The following is a 15,622-nucleotide window of genomic DNA, read 5'->3' as shown; positions in this document are numbered from 1 at the left end:
CCTGGAACTTCTTCTCGCCTCGGCGATCGGCCTTCTCACCGCCTGCGGGGTCTACTTGGTCCTGAGGCGCCGGACCTTCCCGGTCGTGCTGGGTCTGGCGTTCCTGTCCTACGCCATCAACCTGTTCCTGTTCTCCATGGGGCGGCTGGTGATCAACCGCCCGCCGCTGTTCGACAAGGCGGCGGAGAGCTACACCGACCCCCTGCCGCAGGCCCTGGTGCTCACCGCCATCGTCATCGCCTTCGGCATGACCGCCTTTGTGGTCATCCTCGCCCTGCGGACCTACCTCGAAAGTGGAACCGATCAGGTCGATGGTCTGTCGGACGAACACGACCGCCGTTCCGGCGCTGCGGACTCCCCGGGCGGGGTGCAATGACCGGCTGGCTCATCGTTCCGGTCGCCTTGCCGGCCATCGTCGCGGCGCTGATGGTGCTGTTCTTGCGGCGTCGTTTGATGCTGTCCAGGATCGCCTCGCTCGGCGCCACCGGCACCCTGGCCGCGGTTTCGGTCGCCTTGCTCGTCCATGCCGGGACGGGTGCGCTCGACGTCTACGCCCTTGGCGATTGGGCCGCGCCTTTCGGCATCGTCCTCGTCCTCGATCGCCTATCGGCCTTGATGGTCGCCCTGACCTCGCTCCTGGCCCTGCCGGTGCTGGTCTACGCCATCGTCACTGGGTTCGATCGCAGGGGTTGGCACTTCCATCCGCTCTTCCAGTTCCAACTCCTGGGCCTGAACGGCGCCTTCCTGACCGGCGACCTCTTTAATCTGTTCGTCTTCTTCGAGGTCCTGCTGATCGCGTCCTATGGCCTGATGCTGCACGGCCAGGGGGCCGCCCGCCTCAAGGCGGGCGTGCAGTACGTGGTGGTCAACCTCGTCGGCTCGACCCTGTTCCTGGTCGCGGTCGGCCTGCTCTACGGCGCCACCGGCACGCTCAACATGGCGGACATGGCGGTTCGCGTTGCGGCCGCCCCGGCGGGCGATCAAGCCCTCATCAAGGCCGGCGGGCTCCTGCTGATCGTGGTCTTCGGCCTGAAGGCCGCCCTGGTCCCGCTGCATTTTTGGCTACCGCGCACCTACGCCTCGACGTCCGGGGCGATGGCGGCGCTCTTCGGGATCATGACCAAGGTCGGCGCCTACGCGATCATCCGCATGACGACCGTGGTGTTCGGCGCCTCGGCCCAGGCGGCGGCCTGGGCGCCGGGACCGTGGCTTCTGGCCGCGGCGCTGGCGACGATGCTCCTCGGCTTCTTGGGCGTCCTGGGCGCGCGGCGGCTTCGAGAAACGTCGGCCTTCGCCGTGGTGGGCTCGATGGGCGTGCTCCTCTCCGCGGTCGCGGTCTTCCAGTCTGAGGCCATGGCGGCGGCGCTCTACTATCTGGTTCACTCCACCCTGGCCGGCGCGGCGCTCTTCCTGGTCGCCGACCTGATCGCGGCCCGGCGCGGTGAGTACGGCGACGCCCTGGTCGCCGGCCCGCGGTTCGCCGACGCGGAGGCGCTGTCACTCCTTTTCTTCATCGCCGCCATCGCCATCGTCGGGCTCCCGCCCCTATCGGGCTTCGTGGGCAAGCTCCTGATCCTAGACGGCGTGCGCGAGGCGGTCGGCAGCGCCTGGATCTGGGCCGCCATCTTAGGAACCTCACTTCTGGCGCTGCTAGGCTTCGCCCGGGCGGGCAGCTTGCTGTTCTGGAAGAGCACGGCCGTCGAGGGCCAATGCCACGCCCACGTCCAGCAGGGCGGACGGATGGCTCTCGTCCCTGCCGGCTGGCTTTTGACGCTCATCATCGCCGCTGTGGTCTTCGCAGGCCCCCTTACGGACTACGTCCGGGCCTGCGCGGACCAGCTCTTCCATCCGGACATCTACGTCCGCGCCGTGCTGGGAGGCTCACCATGAAACAGCCTGGCGTATGGCGGCGCCTTCTGCCTCATCCGGCGCTCAGTGCAGCCCTGGTCGCCGTCTGGCTGCTGCTCTCCAACCGCCTGACGGTAGGTGGCCTGGTCCTGGCGCTCCTGTTCGCGGTCCTGGTCCCGCTCTTCACCAGCCGCTTCTGGCCCGATCGCCCGAAGCTCCGCTTCGGCCCCGCCCTGGCCGGATACCTGGCCATCGTGCTGTGGGACATCGTCGTCGCCAACTTCCATGTGGCCTGGGTCATCCTTTTCCACCGCAACCGCGATCTGCGCCGGCGCTGGCTGGTGATCCCCCTGTCGGTGCGCTCGCCCGAGGCCATCACCACCCTGGCCGGCACGATCAGCCTGACGCCTGGGACGGTATCTTCCGACGTCTCGGCTGACGGACGCCATCTGCTCGTCCACGCCCTCGACCTCGCCGACTCGGCGGTGGAGGTGGCGCGGATCAAGGCCCGGTACGAAACCCGCTTGCTGAGGATATTCCCATGACCCCTGTTCTGAGCGCCGCCGTCGCCTTCACGACGGCCTGCGTGTCGATCGCCATGCTCTTGAACCTGTTCCGCCTGCTGCGCGGACCCAGCGGCGCCGACCGCATTCTGGCCCTCGATACGCTCACCATCAACGTCATCGCCGCGATCGTGCTCTTCGGGATCAGCCAATCGACCGCCGCCTACTTCGAGGCCGCGCTGCTGCTGGCCATGGTCGGATTCCTCGGCACGGTGGCCTACTGCAAGTTTCTGCTGCGGGGAGACATCGTCGAATGACCCTCGCACAGATGTTCGCGGAGTACCTGATCGCCGGCCTCCTCGTGCTTGGCGGCTTCTTCATCCTGGTGGGGTCGTGGGGCTTGGCCAAGCTGCCGTCGCTGATGACGCGCCTACACGGTCCGACCAAGGCCACCACCCTGGGCGTCGGCTCGTGCCTGATCGCCTCGATGATCTACTTCCCGGTGTTCGGCGGAACCTACTCCGCTCACGAGCTGCTGATCACCCTGTTCCTGTTCATCACCGCGCCGGTGGCCGCGAACATGATCGCCAAGGCGCATCTACATCGTCAACGCCATGGGCTGGATGGAGAGTCCCCCGAAGACGATATTCGCGGATTGCCGCGCCCCTCGGACAGGGACTGGAGCACTTTCGAGGGCGGCTCAGGGCGTTAGAGCCTTCGATGCTGGAAGCAAATCGCGCCCCTTCTTAGGACCGTGCCGGAAATCTATCACTTCCGCCGTTCGCAAAGATCATGCCCTGTGCTTGGCCGGGGCTTTCAACAAGTCAGCCGCTTCGACGCCAAGCTCCTTCGCAAGGCGGTCCACGACGTCGATGCCAGCCGCGTAGACGGATCGCTCCAGGGCGCTGATGTAGGTTCGATCAATCCCAGCGCGGTGGGCGAGTTCCTCCTGGGAGAGTCCCGCCTCCTTGCGGAATTGCCGGAGGTTCGCGGCGAGCACGTGGCGAATGTCCATGCCGCCGACACCGCGGCGTTGTAGAGTATTTCACCACGGAGTATTCTCTACATTCGCCTTGTCCATCTGGGTTCAACGCGATGAGGTCGATGTGGGCGACACGGACAGAGACGAGCTGGCTCAGGCGACGGGCTTGGCCATCGCGCTGATTGGCTCATTGTTGGAAGGTTCCAAGGTGTTGCCCGGTGGCGAGTTCAGCCGGCACATGGCGATACTCGCCAGCGTCACGCGCGAGAGCGACCGAGCGCAGGCCGACATCCTGGACGAATGGGCGACGCTGGCGGCCCAGGTGAGCCGATCCAAACGAAACTAGCCAGTCTGCCTATGGCCCAGGATTATCGGCCGCGCTCTTTCCCGTCGTCCGGGCGCTCGCGCCCCAGGACTGCGTTGGCCGCCCGCAGTTCGCGGGCCAGCGCGAGGCGCCGGCTGTCCGGCTGCGGCATGGACCGCACGAACGCCTCCACCCTGGCGCCCAGCGCTTGGTCTGTCGTGTCGGGCGAGCGGCCGAGGAACTGGGCCTGGGCGAGGTAGAGGCCGCGCACCCTAGCTTGGCGCTCCAGCAACCGGGTCTCCCAAGGCGTCCGCGCGACCTCGCCGCCGAACGCCGCCCTGGCGGCCTCGCAGTAGGCGGCGCGCTGCACTCTGGCCGGCTCGCCCAAGCCCGCTTCGTGGCGCTCGCGGATTTTTCTGAGCGGTGTCCGCTCGGCCTTGCGGGTGATCCCCCGCGCCCGCCGGGGCGTCGCCTCGGCCTCAACCCCTCGGTCCCGCATGGCCTGGGCGAACACCTGCCGCCATGCCTCCAGATCGGCCTTCTTCGGGTTCAGCCGTTCGCCGTCGTCGCCCAGCGTGCGGACGGCGATATGGACGTGCGGATGGGGCGCGTCGGTATGCAGGGCGAAGGCATAGTCGAACCGATCGGCGAACACCTCGCGGGCAAAGGCGCGGGCCGCGTCGCGTACGATAGTCGGGTTCGTCTCGGCCGGCATGGACAGGATCAGCGACAGGCTGACGGGCGTGTTCGCGCGACGCCGAGGATCGGTCATGGCGAAGTCGCTCCAGTCGTCAGCCAGCTCGCGGACGGCCGCCCGGCTGTCGAGAATGGCGCCGTCGCGGTCCTCCATCTCCAGGGCGCCGTTGCGGCAGATGTAGTCCATGTGGGTGCGCAAGTGGCCTGGGTCTCGGGTGCGGCCCGTCACCTTGACCATGACCTCGGGCGCTCGGCCGGCGACCCGCGCGAGTCGGGGCCGGACTCCCTCGTCGGCGCCGCGCGGCGACAGGATCGCGCGCGGCCGGACATGGCGCGGCCGGGCCGGTGGACGCCAGACATCCTCGAACCCGTGGACGGTCTGGCAGTCGCTCATGGCCCCGCGTCCCAATAGGCCAGGTTGCCCTCGAACGCCTCGCGCAGGGCTAGCATGTGGCCCCGGACTTCGGCGCGCAGATCGTCCAGGTAGGCCAGCTCCAGCTCAAGCACCTTGCCCTCCAGAACGGCCGTGTTGAGGGCGCGGGCGATCTGGTTGGCGTTGACGCCGATCCGCCGCAGCTCGGCCTGCATCGCGGCCAGCGCCAGGGTCTCGGCCGGGCTGAAGGTCGGCCGGCCGGCGAGCCTCCGGCGGATGAGCGCGGCGGCCCAGGCGTTCGGCGTCAGGCCCATGTCGGCCGCCGCCGCGCCGAGGCCATGGGCGTCGGACGCCGCCAGCCGCACGGTCAGTTTCACCGGCCTCCGGCCGAGTCGAACCGCCCCGGGCTGGGCGGCCGTGGCGCCCCGCGAAGTCCGCTCGATGAGATGACGCAGCGCGGGCGAGCGGCCGCCATGGGCGCCAGCCCAGGCGTCGAACCGGGCCGCTAGGTCGTCGGGCACGCGCACGTTGAAGTTCGCCATCGGCCGCCGTCTGCGTAAAGACCCGCCGCCGCTAAGGCTATCCTGCCATAGACAACGGCGGGGCCTAGACTGGCGCCTCCCCTCGGCGACGGCGACACGTAACCCTACGTGCTCTCCATCGCTCGCCCGCCGCCGCTGCGCGGCGCCCCAGCCGCGCCAGGGCGTCACTTCAACCCGGCGATGAAACAGACCAAGCTTGACGGCTCGCGCCCGATTCGGCGAGGCCGCGAGCAGGAGCCTTGGGAACCACCGCGCACGATGAGCAGCCTTCGCACCATTGACCTCGGCGTCGTTGACGACCTTGTCGACTTCATCCGTGGGCGCGGCTACGTGCTGAACTTCTCGGACGCCACCTTCTCCCGGTTCTTCGCCGACGAGCTGGACATCGACATCGACGACCCGGCCTATTCGGACATGGGAGGGTCGAAGGGAAAGCGGCTGAGGCGCTTCTTGCAGAAGGTCGATGATCGTACCGCGCTCCGAACCCTCAAGGCGCTCTGGGAGCAACGGGTCGACTTCCTGCTGCGGACAGCTCAGGACGATCCGGTCAACAACGCTGAAGCCCGATACCTCGCCCTGGTCAACCGGCTGGGCGGCAGCCCCGATGCGGCGCAAGGTCCGCAGGAGGCGCCCAAGCCGGCCTTCGACCAACTCAAGATCGCGGCGCTGAGAGACGAGGTCGTGCGCCTCAGCAACCTGACCGCCCAGGCCCGTGGCTACGCCTTCGAGGGGTTCCTGAGATCGCTGTTCGAGGTCTACGGTCTGAAGCCGCGCGAAGCTTTCCGTAATCGCGGCGAGCAGATCGACGGCAGCTTCGTCCTCGCCAACGAGACCTACCTGCTGGAGGCCAAGTGGCAGGGCGCGCTGACCGGCGCGGCCGGCCTGCATGTCTTTCAGGGAAAACTGGACGAGAAGGCGAGTTGGGCGCGCGGGCTGTTCATCAGCCACAGCGGCTTCACCGAGGATGGCCTGGCCGCATTCGGCCGCGGCAAGCGGGTGGTCTGCATGGACGGCCTGGACCTCTACGAGATGCTGCAAAGGGCCTTGCCATTCGATCACGTGCTGGACCGCAAGGTCCGTCGTGCGGCGGAAACCGGGAAGCCCTTTGTTAGCGTGCGAGACCTGTTCCCGGCGTAGCCTTCCGGCGCCCGCCGCTAGGGCGGGCGCCGGTTCGGCCTAAGCGGCGTGCTGCTGTCCGGCTTGTAGCCGGTGCAGATAGTCGGCTGCCCGCTGGGCGTGGGCGGCGGCGGTGAAGATAAACCGCCGGTCGTCCTTCAGCACCTCCAGCCAGCTTGCGATGTAGCTGGCGTGGTCGGCCCTGGGGGTCAGCTCCAGGCCGAGGTCGGCGCAGAGGAACGCCGCGCCCAGCTCGGCGACCAGCTCCTCGCGGGCGTAGCCGTCATCGCCCCAGCGCTTGCGGCCGAAGTCCCGATCCAGACGTGTCGGGTGCCGGGTCCAGTGGGTGCATTCGTGGGCCAGGGTCGCATAGTAGGCCTCCGGGTCGGCGAAGCACTCGAACGGCGGCGTCTGCACGTAGTCCGGTTGCAGGGCGTAGTAGGCTTGGTTCCCGCCGTGGCGGACGTCGGCGCCGGTCGCTGTGAAGAAGGCGTCGGCGTGGGCGATCCGCTGGGCGGCGTCGAGCTGAGGTTCGGCCACAGCGTAGAAGTGCGGCGGCAGGCCCTCGACCTGTTCGACGTTGAAGACGGTGTAAGCCTTCAGGAACGGGATCTGGCGCTCGACGTCCTGGCCGTCGTCACCCGCCTCGGTGCGGACGATGCGGTTGGCGTAGACCACCGTGGAGCCCTTCTCGCCCTTGCGGACGTGGCCACCGAGCGCGAGCGCCTGGCGGAAGGTGATCCAGATCGGCGCCGTGTAGCCCTGGGCGACGGACTCGGCCCAGAGCAGGACCACGTTGATGCCGCTGTAAGGTTCGCCGGTGGAGCGGAGCGGCCGGGTGATCCGGCCGGCCAGATGCTCGGCGGACCAGGGCTTGGTCCAGGGCCGGACCCCGGTCTCCAGGTCGGCGATGATGGCGTTCGTGACCCGGCTATAGAGGTCCGGGCGTGAGGTGTCGGATGCGCGCGACATGGCGGCCTCCTGTGATGATCGGTTGTGGGGAAAGCGGCGCCCCGCCGGGTTCCGGCGGAGCGCGCTGTGGTGAGGGTCAATCGGCCTGGCGGCTGCGCGCCCAGATCAGGCTGTAGCCTTCCTCGGCGTCCACGAGGCTGGCGTAGATCGGAGCCGGGAAGCTCGGATCGTCCAGCTTGACCGACAGGTAATCCCGGTTCTCGCGGCTGGTCTTCTTCCAGGCGGCGCCGAACTCGGTCTGGCCGGAGAAGATGCGGAAGTCTGGGGCCTTGTCGCTGTCCTTCTCGACCTGGCGCAGGACGGCGGACTTGACGTTGAGGGTCAGGGTCTTGATCGCGCCGTTGTAGTTGCCGGCGCCGTCCTTGGTGAAGGTTCCGATGGTGGCCATGTGAAGTCTCCTTGGTCCTTCGGGCCGCGCCCATCGCGGCCTCGATGGCGATCAGGTCCAAGGGGCGTCGTCTTCCGCGGCCTTCAGGCCCGCAGCGCAGCGGAGAACGCCATGGGCGGCGTCTTTCTTGTCCCGCGAGGAGACCGAAGGTCGGGGAAGAAAGTCGCCGCCGGCGTTGCGGCGGACGGCGGGGCCGCTCGCGGCCCGTCCCTTTGGTCCGATCAAGCCGAAGAGGCCGTATGGGTCGGATCGGAGGTTCGGGGAGCCCCCCTGTGGCCAACCCCTTCGCCCAGGAGGGCGACGACGACGCCCTCAGCGCATCGCCTGCCCGACGGCGCGCTCACAGCGTCCGCCGCGCCCAGCCGGAACCCGGCGGCATGGGCTCCGCTGGCCATCCCCAGGGACGGGCCTTCGGCGCCGCCTGGAAGAACATCGACCGTCCCGCACGAGGGGACTCCACAAGCGCCAGATGTTCCGCCTATGTTCACGGCCGGAGGTCGCGCCCATGCCCGAGCCGAGTCCGCACCTGAGCGGCGTCCCGTTCCTGCCGCTGCACCACCACGACGGCCGTTTCATCCGGGCGGCGGGGCTGTTCGCCTTCGCCCGCCGCGACGCGCTGGGCGGCGGCCATGTCGTGCTGCACCTGGAGCTGGCCGAGGCGATCAACCGGGCCGCCGGACCCGGCCATCCCCGGTGGGCCTGGGCGCTGGGCCACGGCATGAACACACTCCTGATCCATGTCGCCGGCTGGAAGGCGGACCCGGCGTCGGGACCGGAGATGACCTGGCATCCGCAGGCCCAGGTCGCATTGGGCGAGGTCGCCGCGCCCGAGGACGCGGCCGCCGCCGTGATGGCCCAGGCGCTCCGCGCGGGCCTGAACGCACAAAGAAAGGGCCGCGCGCCCGAAAACGCACGGCCCGAAGGTGTCAGGGAGACGGGGGCCGCAAGGTGCGCGGCCCCCGCCTTGTCTCAGGCGGCTTCCTCGATCACAGGCTCGGCCTCGACGGGCTCCGCCTCGGGCTGGGCTTCCGGCTCGGCTGCAACCGCCGTCCGCAGCACGCTCGGCAGCCAGCCCTTTCCAGCCAGCAAGGTCTCGGCCTCGGCCGCCATGTCCGGCTTCTTCAAGCCGCCGATCCGCTCGGCCGCCTCGTCCGAGACGGCCTCGCGCACCGCCTCGGCGATCCTCGCCTTGGTGACGCGCCCCAGGTAGCTCGCCACGGTCGGCGTCCAGTAGCCGGTCATGTCGAGGCTCACGGCTTCGGCCAGCCGGTCGGCGTGCGCCCAGACGCCCGGCTTGCGGTCGTGCGGCCAGCGCACCGCATTGACCGTCAGGCTCGCCGCATGGGCCAGGAGGTCCAGAAGGTCGGAGGCCCCGAGGCCCTGGACGTAGGCCCACAGGTCCGCCGCTTCCCTCGGCAGGCGCACCGCCCAGGCTTCGTGCCGCTCCGCGACCCGCCGCCCGGCGGGCGTGTCGTCCAGGCCCGGCGTGTGGGCGCCGAGGTCCGCCACCACGGCCTTGATCCCGAGGCAGGTGGGCCGGTCGTAAGCCGGGTAGAACACCGACAGCGCCATGGCGTGGACCACCGCCGACAGGGCCGCCGTGGAGTCGGCGCCCAGGCGCTCTTGCAGGGCCATCGTCCGGTGGGCGGTCAGGTCCATGACCAGCCGATCCGGCAGCGGCGCGCCCGCGTCCTCCTCGGGCTCGCGCTCCCCGGACTCGCCCTTCGCTTCGCCCTCCGGCTCACCCTCGCCGGAGTCCGGCGCGGCCTCGGGCTCGGGGTCCGGCTCGGGCGCCGGAACGTCCTCCGGCCGGATCAGGCCGCGCTCGACGCGGGCGACCCCATCCTGGCCGAGGATGACGAACACCCCGCCTCGGGCGATCTCCTCGGGATCGTAGGCGGTCCCGTCGCCGAAGGCGTCGAGGGCCGCGTCGATCTCCTTGAACCGGGCCTCCACCTCGGGCGGCAGGTCTTCCACCGCATCCCACTCGCTGATCAGGGCGTCATACTCCTCGGAAAGCGCGGCGATCTGCGCCGCAGCCTCTTCCGACCGCTCGACGCTCCGGGGATAGACGCGGGCAAGGCCCTGGGCGCGGGGATAGTCGATATGGGCCTCGGCCCACTTCCACCCCTCGCGCTCGCGCACCGCCTGCGCCATCGCGGCCAGCTTTTCGGCCGCCAGCCGGTCCAGCAGGCCCGCATCCTCGAACCAGCCGCCGCCGTCCTCGGTGAACAGGTCGCGCAGGATGACCCCGCCCGATTCGCCATAGACTTCGGCGCCGACGAACAGGGCGCGCCGGTCCTGGGCCGAGACCTTGGCCTCGGTCATGGCGCGGCGGATCACATGGGGCGGCCGATCCGCCCCATACTGCTCAAGCACCTGCTCCTGGCGGGCGTGGTCCTCCGCGACGGCGAAGGCCATCATCTGATCCAGGTTCAGTTCGCCCGCCCGATAGAGCGCCATGAGCGCCGGGCTGACGGCGCCGAGCCGAAGGCGCTGGCGCACCACCTGGGCCGAGACGCCGAAGCGGGCGCCGATCTCCTCGGCGCCGAGGCCCCGCCGCTCGGCCTGTTCGCGGAACGCCTCGAACTCGTCGGCCGGGTGCATACGGAAGCGGGTGACGTTCTCGTCCAGGCTGATCTCGTGCGGGTCGTTGGTCAGGTCCACGACGCAGCGGACGGGCTGCGTCTTCTTGATCTGCTTGCGCTTGGCGCGCAGCAGCAAGGCCAACCGGCGGCCCTCGCCGATGGTGACGAGATAGCCGCCGGTCACGGCGCCCGCCGCATCCGTCTCGGGCTCGACCACCAGCGGATGCAGCATCCGCTTGGCGCCGATGCTGGCGGCCAAGGCCTCGATCTCGGCCGGGGCGTGAGGAACGCGCCGTGCGTTGCGCGGCGACTTCTTCAACCTGTTCAGCGGCACGTCGATGACATCGCCGTCCTGGTGAACGATTTGAGCTTGATCGGTCATTGTCCTGCTCCTTGGGGCATGGGTTGCAGGCGCAAGGGCGCGCCTGAAACCCTGCCCGTCGGCGAGACCGGGTGTGCAAGTGTCGGGCGGCTTCGCGGGGAACCGGCTGCGGGCCTGGCCGCCGTTGCAACCGCTCCAACCCTGCGAGGCCCGGAGCTGGGCGGAAGCCGCTCGACGCGCGCCGAGGGCGGAGCCCTAAGCACGGCCGCGCGCCAGCGCGGCGCAAGGAAGAAGATCCCATGGGGCGGGGTAGCGCTCCAATCGGTCTCCAGCAGAGTGGGGCGCGCTGCACCATCCACCCGCCGGAGCCCGCCTGATGGAAGACCAACAACCTCAAGACTACAGCGCCATCCGCACTGACCTCGGAGCGATCTTTGTGTCGCTCGAACTGAGCCGCTCAACTTGGCTGATCACCTCGCTGTCGCCTGGCGCTGGCGAAAAGCTGTCCAAACATTCGACCCAGGCCGGAGACATAGCCGCCTTGCTCGCGCGGTTCGCACAGCTCCAGCAGAAGGCGTCCGCTCGCCTCGGCAGGGTCTTTCCCATCATCGCCATCCAGGAGGCCGGCCTAGACGGCTTCTGGATTCATCGCGTCCTAGAGAGCGAGGCAGTCGAGAGTCATGTCGTTGACGCGGCGTCGATCTTGACCTCCCGTCGCCGCCGGCAGGCCAAAACGGATCGGATCGATGGCGAGACCTTGGTCCGCACGCTGCTGGCCTACAAGCGCGGAGAGCCGCGGGTATGCTCGATGGTCCGGCCACCGACCGCGGACGAAGAGGACCGACGTCGCGTCTGCCGGGAGCGCAAGACGCTGCTTGCGGAGCGCATCGAGCATACCAACCGGATCAAGGGACTCCTCTGCGCACAGGGCGTCTTTGACTATGACCCCCTGCTCCGAAACCGGCGGGCGCGCCTCGACGATCTCCAGACTGGAGATGGGCGCCCCTTGCCGACCCGTCTTAAGGCCCAGATCAGTCGCGAACTCGACCGGATCGAGTTGTTGATGGCTCAGCTCAAGATCGTTGAGGCGGAGCGCGACGTCTTGCTTGAGCCTGCTGGCGAGACGGCTCCTACGCCGGCCATGATGCTGGCGCAGCTCAAGGGGATCGGCTCTCAGATCGCCACCATCCTGTGGTCTGAGGCGCTCTACCGGCATTTCGACAATCGACGACAGGTTGCCGCCTACGCCGGCTTGGCCCCTACCCCGTGGAAGAGTGGCTCGATTGACCACGAGCAGGGCGTGTCGAGGTCTGGCAACCCGCGCCTCAGGACAACGATGATCCAGGTGGCGTGGCTTTGGACGCGGCACCAGCCCGCGTCGGCGCTCAGCCTCTGGTTCCAAGAGCGGGTCCAGCGCAACGGCGGCAGGATGCGCAAGTCCACGATCGTGGCACTGGCGCGCAAGCTCCTGGTGGCGTTCTGGAAGTACGTCAGCAGCGGTGTGGTCATCGAAGGCGCAGTGATGCAGACCGCCTGACCATCACAACTCTCGCTATCCCCAGGGCCTGATCAGCCTGACGGATCCAGGCGGGCGGACCGATTGCAGCCGTGGCCCTCAAACAGCCGCAGATGAAGAATGGTCCCGTCCTCCTGAGCCCAATGCCCATCGAATGCGGGAAGTTGGTTCAGCCGCTATGAGCGGCAACCGAATGTGAGGTTGATCTGGCCTTGACGGTCAAATCGCTTGGGGGCTCAGACCTAGGATGCCGATGGGTGTCGCCCTTTGATAACCGAGCGCGAGCCCTTCTGTGGCCCGCGCCCGGCTAGGCCGACTAATGCGCCCCGGCTCCGGCCGGCAGGTGGCTCTTGTCATGCTTGCCGACCTGGTCGACCAGTGTCTGACCGGCCCGGTTCATGCCGATCAGCTCAACCTCGGCGCCCTGACGCCGATAGCGGAACACCACCTTGTCGACGGCCGCGACACCGGTGAGGTCCCACAGGTGCGCGTCGGTCATGTCGATCTCCACACGCTTGGGATGGCCGTGGTGCTCGAAGCTTGCCGCGAAGAGGTCGGCGGAGGCGAAGAACAGCTGCCCGCTGACGCGGTAGCGCAGCACGCCATCCTCCGGGGTTTCGATCTCTTCGACGGCGATGGTCTTGCCGACCTTGCGCATGAAGAACACCGCCGAGAGCAGCACGCCCAGCACCACGCCCTTTGAGAGATCGTGGGTGGCGACCACGGTCACCGTGGTGGCGACCATGACGATGGAGGACTGAACCGGCGTCGAGCGCAGGCGAAGCACCGAGCCCCAGTCGAAGGTGCCGATCGAGACCATGATCATCACCGCCACCAGGACCGCCATCGGGATCCGGGCGACCCAGTCCTGCAGCACCAGGATCAGGAACAGCAGGAACAGCCCCGCCCAGAGCGTGGAGAGCCGTCCACGGGCGCCTGAGGTCACATTGATGATCGACTGGCCGATCATCGCGCACCCCGCCATCCCACCGAACAAGCCGGAGACGATGTTGGCGATCCCCTGGCCACGCGTCTCGCGGTCCTTGTCAGACGGCGTGTCGGTGATGTCGTCCAGCAGGTTTGCCGTCAGCAGCGACTCCAGCAAGCCGACGAAGGCCAGCGTCGCCGAGACCGGTGCGATGATGGCGAAGGTCTCCCAGGTCAACGGGATCATCGGCAGGTGGAACATCGGCAGGCTCGAGGGCATCTGGCCCATGTCGCCGACCGTCCGCACGTCCAGGCCCGTGTAGATAACCAGGGCGCTGAGCACGACGATGGCCACCAGCGGCGACGGCACCGCTTTGGTGATCCTGGGGAAGGCGTAGATGATCACGAGACCGCCCGCCACCAGGGCGAAGGTCTGCCAGTTGGCGCCGATCAGCTCCGGCATCTGGGCCAGGAAAATCAAGATCGCTAGCGAGTTGACGAAGCCGGTCATGACGCTGCGCGAGACGAACTTGATGTAGCGGCCGAGCTTCAACAGGCCGACGATGACCTGGAACACGCCCGTCAGGATCGAGGCGGCGAACAGGTATTCCACCCCGTGATCTTTCACGAGGGTCACCATGAGGAGCGCCATCGCGCCCGTGGCGGCGGAGATCATCGCCGGACGTCCGCCGACGAAGGCGATGGTCACGGCGATGACGAAGGAGGCGTAGAGGCCGACGGCCGGGTCGACACCGGCGATGATCGAAAAGGCGATGGCTTCTGGAATAAGGGCCAGCGCCACAACCGTACCCGCCAGCAGGTCGCGGCGAGGATTGGCGAGCCACTGCTGGCGCGCAGATGCAAAAACAGACATGAGAATGGGACACTTCTTCGCTGTCCCGCCTCAGCGTCGGAGGCGGCGAACGACAGCTTGTAGATTTCCCCGGGGGATCGGCGCCCAGGATAGCCACCCAGTTGAACCGGGTCCTTGTGATGGGGGCCCTTGTGCTTTGTTGCACTGCAAAACGCAACCGTCTTCGCGACGGCGGAGCCTCGCCAACGATTGTCGGTCAGTTCGAGTTCGCCTCGGTTGACTCAGAAATCCCCATGTGAGGCTGCAAGGAGCCTGCGCGACCCGACTGCAAGGAGGGGGCGCTGCACGGCGGGACGCGCCGTCGAGCGGCCGGCGGCGCCGAAGGCGCCCGCAGGGGCGGACCCGTAGGAGCCGCGGAACGCGGCGGGACCGAGCACGCCCGCCGGTCGCTCTCCGTATCCGGGGGCGTTGCGGGGGAGTCCCCCGCTCGAAGGGGTCGGCCGAGACAAAGGCTCGGCCGCAGGGGAAGGCTTTCCCCATGCCAAGCAGACAAGAAGGTCTATGAAGATGATCGAGGACCACTACGGGCACATCACGCAGGTGATAATTGGGCTGGGCCGTGGAAATGGGAACACGAGTGAGGGTTCGAATTCGTAGAAATCAGCGGCCTGTCCCGACACGACAATCTAGACCTTGCATACCCGAAGCAGGCGAATAATCTGACGTTTAGCTATCAGGCTGAGGGTCACGTCCGCAGCCAGGCCGGCGCCGCTTCGGTGTGCGAATCCGGTCCGACGCCCGTCGATAACCTGGCGTCACGACCGCTTTGTTCGATCCATGTCGAGAGCCGCCGTGACCCGGACGTTTATGTTGAATAGCCTGCCCCAACTCGATTCTTCCGGCTATACGCGCGGACCGGACCTGATCTGTCCTCAACGCTACGGCGGAAACCTACACGTCAGCCTCACGCTCCTTTGGAGAGCCGCGCCGCTCAAGGCCGGATACGAAGTCCCCACCGAGCATCTTCTCACTGTGCCCATCCTGAACGCCGCGGTCGCCTTTGCGACCCGATGCGTGGCGATAGCCATGCTCCTGAACCTGTTCGGGCCGCTGCGCAGCCCAACTACCGGCCCCGGCCCCCTGATTGCCTGAATAGAATATGCTCAGCCCTCGCCAACTCGACTGCCTGAACCTAGCCGCTCAGGGAAAGAACTCACCTGAGATCGCCGTTCTGCTGAGGATTTCATCGCGGACGGTGGATCAGCATATCGCCGAAGCCTGCGAAAGGTTGAAAGTGCGCAACCGGACTCAGGCCGTGGCCGAGGCGGTGCGGTTAGGCCTGATCTGACATTCACACAATCTGGGGCCCCGCTTTGCGGAGGAAACCGCGCCTTGGCGTCAGGGAACTCGGAGGATCACTAGCAACAGATGGAAGAGAAGCGTGAGCGTTCCTTGTCAGTTCTGAAAACTCTGTTGCTCGGTTACGTTATCGGCGCGACGATGACCTTTTCGCAAGTTATGCCGAGTGAACGAGTTGCTAATGTAGTGGATCAGACAATCACCATAGCAACTGCTATGGTTATATCACTGACTTGGCCATTATACTGGGGTTGGCGGCTTTCTGGCAGCTAGAGAGCGACGAATCCTGGTGAGTTTTCCATACTCCAAAGCGGTCGACGGTTCAGTCGCTCACGGCGCCTAGCGTCCGAGAGAGGATGAATGAGAGAATCC

The 15,622-nt window shown here is 67.6% G+C and carries 18 protein-coding genes and 1 other annotated feature; of the genes, 10 read left to right on the top strand and 8 right to left on the bottom strand.

Features of this window, described 5'->3' with window-relative positions; all coding sequences use genetic code 11:
• Window position 1: 1 nt before the first annotated feature.
• The 5 genes from RTL41_RS07090 to RTL41_RS07070 are packed head-to-tail and all read left to right on the top strand — an operon-like array spanning window position 2 to window position 3,063.
• Window positions 2-376 carry a Na+/H+ antiporter subunit C gene (locus tag RTL41_RS07090; RefSeq protein ID WP_409418314.1) on the top strand — a complete coding sequence of 125 codons (375 nt, stop codon included), beginning with the start codon at window positions 2-4 and terminating at the stop codon, window positions 374-376.
• A complete protein-coding gene (locus RTL41_RS07085) occupies window positions 373-1,890 on the top strand; it encodes a monovalent cation/H+ antiporter subunit D (protein ID WP_312162759.1) in 1,518 nt (505 codons plus the stop codon). The genes RTL41_RS07090 and RTL41_RS07085 overlap by 4 nt, the downstream gene beginning before the upstream one ends.
• Entirely contained in the window at window positions 1,887-2,393 is a 507-nt protein-coding gene (locus RTL41_RS07080) for a Na+/H+ antiporter subunit E (RefSeq protein ID WP_312162757.1), read from the top strand. The genes RTL41_RS07085 and RTL41_RS07080 overlap by 4 nt, the downstream gene beginning before the upstream one ends.
• Window positions 2,390-2,668, top strand: a complete 279-nt coding sequence (locus RTL41_RS07075) for a K+/H+ antiporter subunit F (RefSeq protein ID WP_312162755.1) — start codon at window positions 2,390-2,392, stop codon at window positions 2,666-2,668. Before RTL41_RS07080 ends, RTL41_RS07075 begins: the two co-directional genes overlap by 4 nt.
• Entirely contained in the window at window positions 2,665-3,063 is a 399-nt protein-coding gene (locus RTL41_RS07070; protein WP_312162754.1) for a Na+/H+ antiporter subunit G, read from the top strand. The genes RTL41_RS07075 and RTL41_RS07070 overlap by 4 nt, the downstream gene beginning before the upstream one ends.
• 78 nt (window positions 3,064-3,141) lie before the next feature.
• Here the strand turns inward: RTL41_RS07070 and RTL41_RS07065 are convergent, their stop codons facing one another.
• Window positions 3,142-3,366: a helix-turn-helix transcriptional regulator gene (locus RTL41_RS07065; protein ID WP_312162752.1), complete on the bottom strand. Its 225-nt coding sequence runs from the start codon at window positions 3,364-3,366 to the stop codon at window positions 3,142-3,144.
• 133 nt (window positions 3,367-3,499) lie between these two features.
• On the opposite strand from RTL41_RS07065, the gene RTL41_RS07060 reads away from it, so the two are divergent.
• Window positions 3,500-3,679: a hypothetical protein gene (locus tag RTL41_RS07060; protein WP_312162750.1), complete on the top strand. Its 180-nt coding sequence runs from the start codon at window positions 3,500-3,502 to the stop codon at window positions 3,677-3,679.
• Between the two features lie 22 nt (window positions 3,680-3,701).
• Here the strand turns inward: RTL41_RS07060 and RTL41_RS07055 are convergent, their stop codons facing one another.
• The gene (locus RTL41_RS07055; RefSeq protein ID WP_312162748.1) at window positions 3,702-4,727 is read right to left on the bottom strand and encodes a relaxase/mobilization nuclease domain-containing protein; all 1,026 of its coding nucleotides are present in this window, start codon (window positions 4,725-4,727) and stop codon (window positions 3,702-3,704) included.
• Window positions 4,724-5,248, bottom strand: coding sequence for a plasmid mobilization relaxosome protein MobC (mobC, locus tag RTL41_RS07050; protein ID WP_312162747.1), 525 nt, complete (start codon window positions 5,246-5,248; stop codon window positions 4,724-4,726). Before mobC ends, RTL41_RS07055 begins: the two co-directional genes overlap by 4 nt.
• Window positions 5,249-5,506: 258 nt before the next feature.
• On the opposite strand from mobC, the gene RTL41_RS07045 reads away from it, so the two are divergent.
• Window positions 5,507-6,385 (top strand): restriction endonuclease, encoded by an 879-nt coding sequence (locus RTL41_RS07045; protein ID WP_312162745.1) that lies wholly within the window; start codon window positions 5,507-5,509, stop codon window positions 6,383-6,385.
• 39 nt (window positions 6,386-6,424) lie between these two features.
• Here RTL41_RS07045 and RTL41_RS07040 read toward each other — a convergent pair whose 3' ends face one another.
• The 4 genes from RTL41_RS07040 to RTL41_RS07025 form a co-directional block, all read right to left on the bottom strand.
• Complete coding sequence (locus RTL41_RS07040) at window positions 6,425-7,336, bottom strand: zincin-like metallopeptidase domain-containing protein (RefSeq protein WP_312162744.1); 912 nt, start codon at window positions 7,334-7,336, stop codon at window positions 6,425-6,427.
• A gap of 76 nt (window positions 7,337-7,412) precedes the next feature.
• Window positions 7,413-7,724, bottom strand: a complete 312-nt coding sequence (locus RTL41_RS07035; RefSeq protein ID WP_312162742.1) for a DUF736 domain-containing protein — start codon at window positions 7,722-7,724, stop codon at window positions 7,413-7,415.
• 484 nt (window positions 7,725-8,208) lie between these two features.
• Window positions 8,209-8,412 (bottom strand): hypothetical protein, encoded by a 204-nt coding sequence (locus RTL41_RS07030; protein WP_312162740.1) that lies wholly within the window; start codon window positions 8,410-8,412, stop codon window positions 8,209-8,211.
• Window positions 8,413-8,693: 281 nt separating this feature from the next.
• The gene (locus RTL41_RS07025) at window positions 8,694-10,694 is read right to left on the bottom strand and encodes a ParB/RepB/Spo0J family partition protein (protein ID WP_312162738.1); all 2,001 of its coding nucleotides are present in this window, start codon (window positions 10,692-10,694) and stop codon (window positions 8,694-8,696) included.
• Window positions 10,695-11,010: 316 nt separating this feature from the next.
• Between RTL41_RS07025 and RTL41_RS07020 the strand changes: the two genes are divergently transcribed.
• Window positions 11,011-12,171, top strand: coding sequence for an IS110 family transposase (locus RTL41_RS07020; protein ID WP_312162736.1), 1,161 nt, complete (start codon window positions 11,011-11,013; stop codon window positions 12,169-12,171).
• A 295-nt stretch (window positions 12,172-12,466) separates the two neighbouring features.
• On the opposite strand, the gene RTL41_RS07015 is transcribed toward RTL41_RS07020, so the two are convergent.
• Window positions 12,467-13,951 carry a SulP family inorganic anion transporter gene (locus RTL41_RS07015; RefSeq protein WP_312162734.1) on the bottom strand — a complete coding sequence of 495 codons (1,485 nt, stop codon included), beginning with the start codon at window positions 13,949-13,951 and terminating at the stop codon, window positions 12,467-12,469.
• A gap of 63 nt (window positions 13,952-14,014) precedes the next feature.
• Window positions 14,015-14,068: a sequence feature (sul1 is cis-regulatory element that is thought to sense ions involved in sulfur or methionine metabolism; They are found in Alphaproteobacteria), on the bottom strand.
• A gap of 675 nt (window positions 14,069-14,743) precedes the next feature.
• On the opposite strand from RTL41_RS07015, the gene RTL41_RS07010 reads away from it, so the two are divergent.
• Both RTL41_RS07010 and RTL41_RS20855 read left to right on the top strand, forming a co-directional pair.
• Window positions 14,744-15,043 (top strand): hypothetical protein, encoded by a 300-nt coding sequence (locus RTL41_RS07010; RefSeq protein WP_312162732.1) that lies wholly within the window; start codon window positions 14,744-14,746, stop codon window positions 15,041-15,043.
• A gap of 7 nt (window positions 15,044-15,050) precedes the next feature.
• Complete coding sequence (locus tag RTL41_RS20855) at window positions 15,051-15,239, top strand: LuxR C-terminal-related transcriptional regulator (RefSeq protein WP_409418313.1); 189 nt, start codon at window positions 15,051-15,053, stop codon at window positions 15,237-15,239.
• Window positions 15,240-15,622: the final 383 nt, after the last annotated feature.

The organism is Phenylobacterium sp. (genome assembly GCF_031984885.1).
GTDB lineage: Bacteria > Pseudomonadota > Alphaproteobacteria > Caulobacterales > Caulobacteraceae > Phenylobacterium.
This window is presented reverse-complemented; position numbering and strand designations above follow the sequence as displayed.